Genomic DNA, 6,260 nt, shown 5'->3' with positions numbered 1-6,260 from the left:
AGGCTTGCAAAGCTGGAGTGGATGTCTCCCGACCAGACAAGTGCACCGTACTTTTGTGACCCCGCCCATGCGCAGCGAAGAAGATTGATAACCTGCTCCTGTCCCTCCGCTTTCATTCCATCATAAAAAGCCTTGGCGTACATTGCGGGATAAATATTTCCAACCTGCACATTGGGTCCCAGATGATAACGGTAATTGTCAAAATCATATACCGAATACTCTGGTTCGGCTTCGTCCAGCCAGAAAACTTTGATTCCTTTCTCATAATAATTTTCCTTAGCCTTATTCCAGACATAATTTCTCGCATCCGGATTAGTGGCATCAAAATGAATCGTATTCCCATGGAAATCCATAACCATACGAAATCCCCTGTCTGTTCTGATCAGATAGCCCTTTTCCATCATCTCCTTGAAATTCCCGCTTCGGTAATCAACCGTGGGCCAGACAGATACCATGAGTTCTATTCCCATTTCTTTCAGTTCTGCAATCATGCCCTCCGGGTCCGGCCAGTACTTGGGATCAAATTTCCAGTCTCCCTGCAGGGGCCAGTGAAAGTAGTCGATTACGATTACAGAAATCGGTAGCCCCCTTTTTTTGTATTCCCTGGCTGTCCCCAGCAGTTCTTCCTGCGTCTGGTATCTCAGCTTGCACTGCCAGAATCCCATGGCAAACTCCGGCATCATAGGAACTTTTCCGGTAACCGAGGCATATGCCTCTTCTATCTTGGCTGGCGTATCCCCTGCCGTAATCCAATAGTCCAATCCCTTCGTTGACACCGCTTCCCAGCTGGTAATATTCTTTCCAAAAATAACTCTTCCCACCGCCGGATTATTCCACAGAAATCCATATCCCAGAGAAGAAAGTGCAAATGGCACGCTTGCCTGTGAATTTCTCTGTGCCAATTCCAGATCTGTTCCTTTTAAATTCAGGTACGGCTGCTGGTACTGCCCCATTCCATAAATTTTTTCTGCAGGATTGGAGACAAATCTCATGGTCAAACGGTAATCGCCTCCCGGTATGGGACAGAATTCTCTCGCTTCAATCTCCAGCGCGCTGCAATAATCTGCAAATACATCCAGGCGGTTCCGCAAATATTCCTCTAATAAAACCTCACCTTTCTGATTATAAAAGGTCATTTTTCCATATCTGGAGATCACGGCTTTTATATTTCCGTTTGTAATAGAAGCCTGATGTTCTTCAAGTACAGCCTGGGATGGGGACTTTTCCTCCACTTTTAGAAGTGCCCAGTCTTCCGTCGGCATTTCTGCCTGTTTTGTTGCCCGAACCCGGAAACTGTTATCTCCCCAGGGCTCGATCCATAATTTTTCTGCGTCGTAATGGAAGACCAGACGGTTTCCATCCATTTGAAATACTGACATATCTATATTCTCCTGTCTCTAATTTTTAACGCGCTTCAGTATTATCCTTTCACGGCTCCGCTGACCAGCCCGCTGACTATATGTTTCTGCAAAGACATAAATAGAATTACAATGGGCAGAATTAATAAAACTCCATATGCCATTATCATATTCCACCTGGTTCCATACAGCGTAAGGAACTGGTAGATTCCTGCTGTCATCGGCCTCATTGCCTCTTTTGTATTAAAGGTCATGGAATAGGCGAGGTCATTCCACGCCATAATAAATCCAAAGGAAAAAGCAGTCACAATTCCCGGCTTTGAGATGGGGACAATGATTCTGATAAAGGCACTTAACCGGTTGCATCCGTCTATTCTGGCTGCTTCTTCTAATTCTATGGGGCAGTTTAAAAATATGGGCCGCAGCATTAGTATAACAAAAGGCACCGAGACGGTAGCCGTAGATAAGATAGGAGCCAGATAATTATTTAACAGCCCCAGTTTGGAATAGATCAGATACAGGGGTGTGAGCACCAGAGATGCCGGAAGCATCTGGGTTACCAAGAATACCAGCATAAAGAACTTGGACCCTTTTACTTTATACCGCGCCAGTCCGTATGCGGCAGGTACCGAAAGTGCCAGGCAGATGACCATAGATCCAACTGCTACGATTACTGAATTTAAGAAAGGCCTGAATACGGAGCTGCTGCCGGTAAACTGCTGAATATAAGCGGTTAATGTGGGCTGATATGGAATCAGGGTAGGGGGCTTTCTGAAAATCTCCTGATCTATTTTCAGGGAGCTGACAACCACCCAGTAAATAGGGAACAAAAATATAATTACTACCAGAACCGCTATACCATTGTTAATCCGGTTTTTTTGCTTTTCATTGAAATGTATTTTTTTCATTTTACATCACCTCATCATCCGAAATAAATTTAAGATAGACCAGACCTACGATAAACAGGCACAGGAACAGTACATTAGCCGCCGCCGAACCATTTCCGAAGTTAAAATTCTTAAAGGACAGCTGATAGGAGTAAGTAGACAGGACTTCTGTCGCATCTACCGGCCCGCCCGATGTCATTACATAGATCAGATCAAATACCTTGAACGTGAGCACAAATCCCAGAATCAGAACTGACAGGATGGTGGGCTTTAACAGCGGTAGGGTAATATGGAAAAAACGCTGGATTTTATTCGCTCCATCCATGCCTGCGCTCTCATATACATCCTCTGAAATATTCCCAAGTCCGTTGGAAAGAAGAAGCATATTAAACGGAATACCCACCCATGAATTTGCAATAACAACTCCTAACATTGCAGTTTTCCGTTCAATCAGCCAGCCGATGGGTTCCTTTATGAGATGAAGACTCAGCAGAATCTCATTAATTATGCCGTTTCCTTCTGCAAACATAAACTTAAAAGTGAGTGCCGTGACCGTAACCGGCAGCATCCAGCTGATCACGATCAGCCCCCTGGTATAACGGGAAAAAGTGAATTTCTTGGAAAAAAACAAAGCCAGTGCAAAGCCGATTACAAACTGAAATACCAGACATCCTCCCGTATATACAAATGTATTTTTAAAAGAAGTCCAGAATAATGAATCCCCGAAAATATCCCTGTAATTTTTCAACCCCGCAAATGCTTTGCTGTTCTGGGAAATGGTCAGAGCAGTGGCATCCTGAAAGCTGATTATGATGTTGTAAATAATCGGGTAGCCGATTAGTGCCAGCATAAATATCACCGCCGGAAGGATAAACGAATATCCCATCATCATATTCCTTTTGTATTCTCCTGTAATCTTTCTTTTTTTCATAATACCACCTTTAAAAACCCTTTCTGCCATATATTTTCACTGACCTATTCTCTTTAAAGCCACTGTTTCATCCTGCATTTTATGTGAGAACCTGCCGTCATCTTTCCTGTGAATCCAGTACCAGATATCACGCTAGTACCTCCCAGCGTAAATACGCCACTATATAGCACCCGCTATCTGCGCCAGCTGCACGTCTGTGAATCTAGTCGTAGCCCGCTACGCCGTTGATTCACAGACGCACACCTGAAACAAATATCAGGCACTATATATCGACGTATTTACGCCGGGAGGCACTAGGTGTGCACCTGAAAAGCGGCATTGTGGCTGCAAGCTTTGCAGAGATGCACCTGGCGTGCTATAACCTGTAATTATTTATTGAAACTGACTGTTACTTAATCGTAGCATTAATTTCATCCACTGTTTTCTGTGCTTCCTCAAGTGCATCCGGTACTGACTTTTCTCCGGTAAGCGCCTGTTGGATACCTAACTGAATCGCCGTGGAAAGCTCTGTCCATTTCGGATGGGGACCTCTTGCCTGTGCCACTTTCAGCTGTTCCCCAAACACTGCCATTACTTCGTCATCCGGGAAAGTCTCCTCGCCGGATACGTCGGACCTTGGAGAGAATTTTTTAATTTCCCCGCACAGCTTTTTGGATACTTCTTTGCTCTCAAACCAGGTAATAAAGTCCCAGCAGGCATCGATATTGGCATCTTTGGAAACTGCCAGATTCTCTCCTCCTAAAACAGAGGCAAATTCTTTATCTTTTGGAATCATCGCTACACCCCAGTTTTTATCAGGTGCATCATTATCATTCAGGTTATTGGACCAGGGCCCGTTAATCATCATAGATGCCTGGCCTGCAGCAAACTGTTTTTCTATGTCCGTCTGGCCCCAGTTAATAATTTCCTTGCTCATATACCCTTTTTCAATCAGACCGGCTACAAATTCCAATGCACTCTGGGCTTCCGGGGTATTCAGATGCTCAGGATCACCACCTGCCGATAAGAGAAACGGAATGAACTGGAAGGTTGCCTCTTCCGTCTTAATAGCGCTCATCGCCAGTCCATAACGTCCGTCCTTTGTAAGTGCCTCCGCTGCTTTTTCTAATTCATCCCAGGTGGTTGGTACTTCAATATCTGCCTCAGCCAGCTGGTCTTTATCGTAATACAACGCCAGACAGTTACTATTAAAGGGGATACCATATAGCTTATCCTGATAGGTACAGGAATCTATCGGTCCCTCCAGGAACTGGTTTTCTTCCCATGACTGGAATTTTTCTGTAAGATCTGCAAATATTCCCATGGATGCAAAAGAGGAATGGTCGGTACAGTCAATAATTCCAATATCCGGGAGTTCGCCGGATACAGCACCGATGGTGTACTGTTTCAGAAGCTCTTCCCTTGGTACATATTCTGCTTTTACATAAACTTTGTCCTGGGATGCATTGTATTCATTAATGGTATTTTCCAGGGACTCTTTTTCCAGATCCGTTATGTAATGCCAGAGTACCACTTCTTCTTTACCCTCTGCAGATTCACTTTCTCCCTGGGCTGCTGTGCCGTCCCCGTCTGTACCTGCTTCACTTGCAGCATCTGTCCCTGACTCGGTTTTCGTCCCTGATTCTGTCTTTGCCCCTGACTCGGTCTTTGCCCCTCCATCCGTCTGGGTGTCTGCAGCTGCTTTTTCTGCATCGGAAGATCCGGATGAATCTGATGCAGTACTGCATCCAAAAAGTGTCGTTGCTCCCAATGCCATTGCCAGTAAAATTGCTAATCTCCTTTTCATTTGTCCTACCTCCTTTTGATGTCTTTATTATAAGAAATAATTGGAGGAATTAAAATTCCAATTTTATAAGAAAAGTGTAATGTTGGGATTTTGCTGAAGAATTACAAAGCTACGCAGACAAAATTTGAAAATATAGATGCATAAAAAACTTACTTCCATGAGAATATAACAAAAAAGCGATTGTGCTTGCGCACCAATCACCTTTTCTCTTGTTTTTATTGTACCATACATAATCTGCAACAACAAGACTATTTTTTAAGTTTTAGTTGTGCTAGACTTGATGAACAACGGCTATGGACGCTAAAGCCACCCGACGTATTTACGCCGGGTGGCACTAGTACTCCGGTTGAATTTGGTTGAGAGGTGTTTTTTATCATGGAGAATAAACAGTCTGAATTGGAATTAGAAAACAAAAGGCTAGAACAAACGATATCATTAGCAATGGAACAGATAGAAAAGGCAAGACAGAACAATGAAGAGAATAAGTCTGCCATTATATCGGCTAAGAAAGAGATGCGGGAAAATACGTCCCACTCCATATCCGGGCTTTGGTCTTCGGAAGGTTTTGAAGCCCTTGCTGAGTTAAGTCAGTATGTGAATCCGGTTCTGGATAAAATTGCAGACTATGAAGAAGTGGAAAACAAAATATTTCTGTTAGAAAATTTAATAAAGTCGCCTTATTTTGCTCGTATTGATTTTAAGTTTGACGATGAAGATTCTTTTGAAAATATTTATATCGGACGCACTTCTTTAAAAGACACCGCTACACATGAAATGTACATCTATGACTGGCGCTCTCCAATTGCCAGTGTTTTTTACCGTTTTCTGACCGGGCAGGTATATTATGATGCACCCAGCGGGAGAATTACCGGAGAGGTGAATCTAAAGCGGCAGTATGAGATCAATGATGGCAGACTGGAATATTTTTTTGATTCAGATGTTCAGATTGTAGATGAATTTTTAAGACAGTTGTTATCTAAGAATACCTCTTCCAAAATGAAGACAATAATTGAAACCATACAAAAAGAACAGGATCTTGTAATCAGAGACATGGAAAATGATCTGATGATGGTACAGGGTGTAGCCGGAAGCGGCAAAACATCCATAGCCCTTCACAGGGCTGCATACCTGATGTATCAGGATCTGCAGGTAAAACTGTCTGCAAATAATATCATTATTATTTCACCGAACACCCTGTTTGAACAATATATCTCTGATGTATTGCCGGAACTGGGTGAAAGTAATGTTGTATCCATGGTATTCGAAGAAATACTTGAAAAATTATTCCCGAATACACA

General features: G+C 43.2%; 4 protein-coding genes and 1 pseudogene. 1 reads left to right on the top strand and 4 read right to left on the bottom strand.

Features of this window, described 5'->3' with window-relative positions:
* From ACH2DQ_RS13235 to ACH2DQ_RS13220, 4 genes are all read right to left on the bottom strand, one after another.
* On the bottom strand, nucleotides 1-1,379 hold a 1,379-nt coding region (locus tag ACH2DQ_RS13235), incomplete at its 3' end, for a TIM-barrel domain-containing protein (protein ID WP_395027032.1).
* A 41-nt stretch (nucleotides 1,380-1,420) separates the two neighbouring features.
* Nucleotides 1,421-2,266, bottom strand: a complete 846-nt coding sequence (locus tag ACH2DQ_RS13230; protein WP_394914422.1) for a carbohydrate ABC transporter permease — start codon at nucleotides 2,264-2,266, stop codon at nucleotides 1,421-1,423.
* A 1-nt stretch (nucleotide 2,267) separates the two neighbouring features.
* Complete coding sequence (locus tag ACH2DQ_RS13225; protein ID WP_394914421.1) at nucleotides 2,268-3,176, bottom strand: carbohydrate ABC transporter permease; 909 nt, start codon at nucleotides 3,174-3,176, stop codon at nucleotides 2,268-2,270.
* 388 nt (nucleotides 3,177-3,564) lie between these two features.
* Nucleotides 3,565-4,962: an ABC transporter substrate-binding protein gene (locus ACH2DQ_RS13220; RefSeq protein ID WP_395027030.1), complete on the bottom strand. Its 1,398-nt coding sequence runs from the start codon at nucleotides 4,960-4,962 to the stop codon at nucleotides 3,565-3,567.
* A gap of 375 nt (nucleotides 4,963-5,337) precedes the next feature.
* Here ACH2DQ_RS13220 and ACH2DQ_RS13215 point away from each other — a divergent pair.
* Nucleotides 5,338-6,260 (top strand): annotated as a pseudogene (locus tag ACH2DQ_RS13215) (helicase); the annotation flags it as partial.

The sequence above is a fragment of the Robinsoniella sp. genome, from assembly GCF_034124845.1.
This window is presented reverse-complemented; position numbering and strand designations above follow the sequence as displayed.

What these genes read in the sequence shown, in the direction of transcription:
- ACH2DQ_RS13230 (WP_394914422.1), bottom strand. Translation starts at nt 2,266, where the DNA reads ATGAAAAAAATACATTTCAATGAAAAGCAAAAAAACCGGATTAACAAT.
- ACH2DQ_RS13225 (WP_394914421.1), bottom strand. Translation starts at nt 3,176, where the DNA reads ATGAAAAAAAGAAAGATTACAGGAGAATACAAAAGGAATATGATGATG.
- ACH2DQ_RS13220 (WP_395027030.1), bottom strand. Translation starts at nt 4,962, where the DNA reads ATGAAAAGGAGATTAGCAATTTTACTGGCAATGGCATTGGGAGCAACG.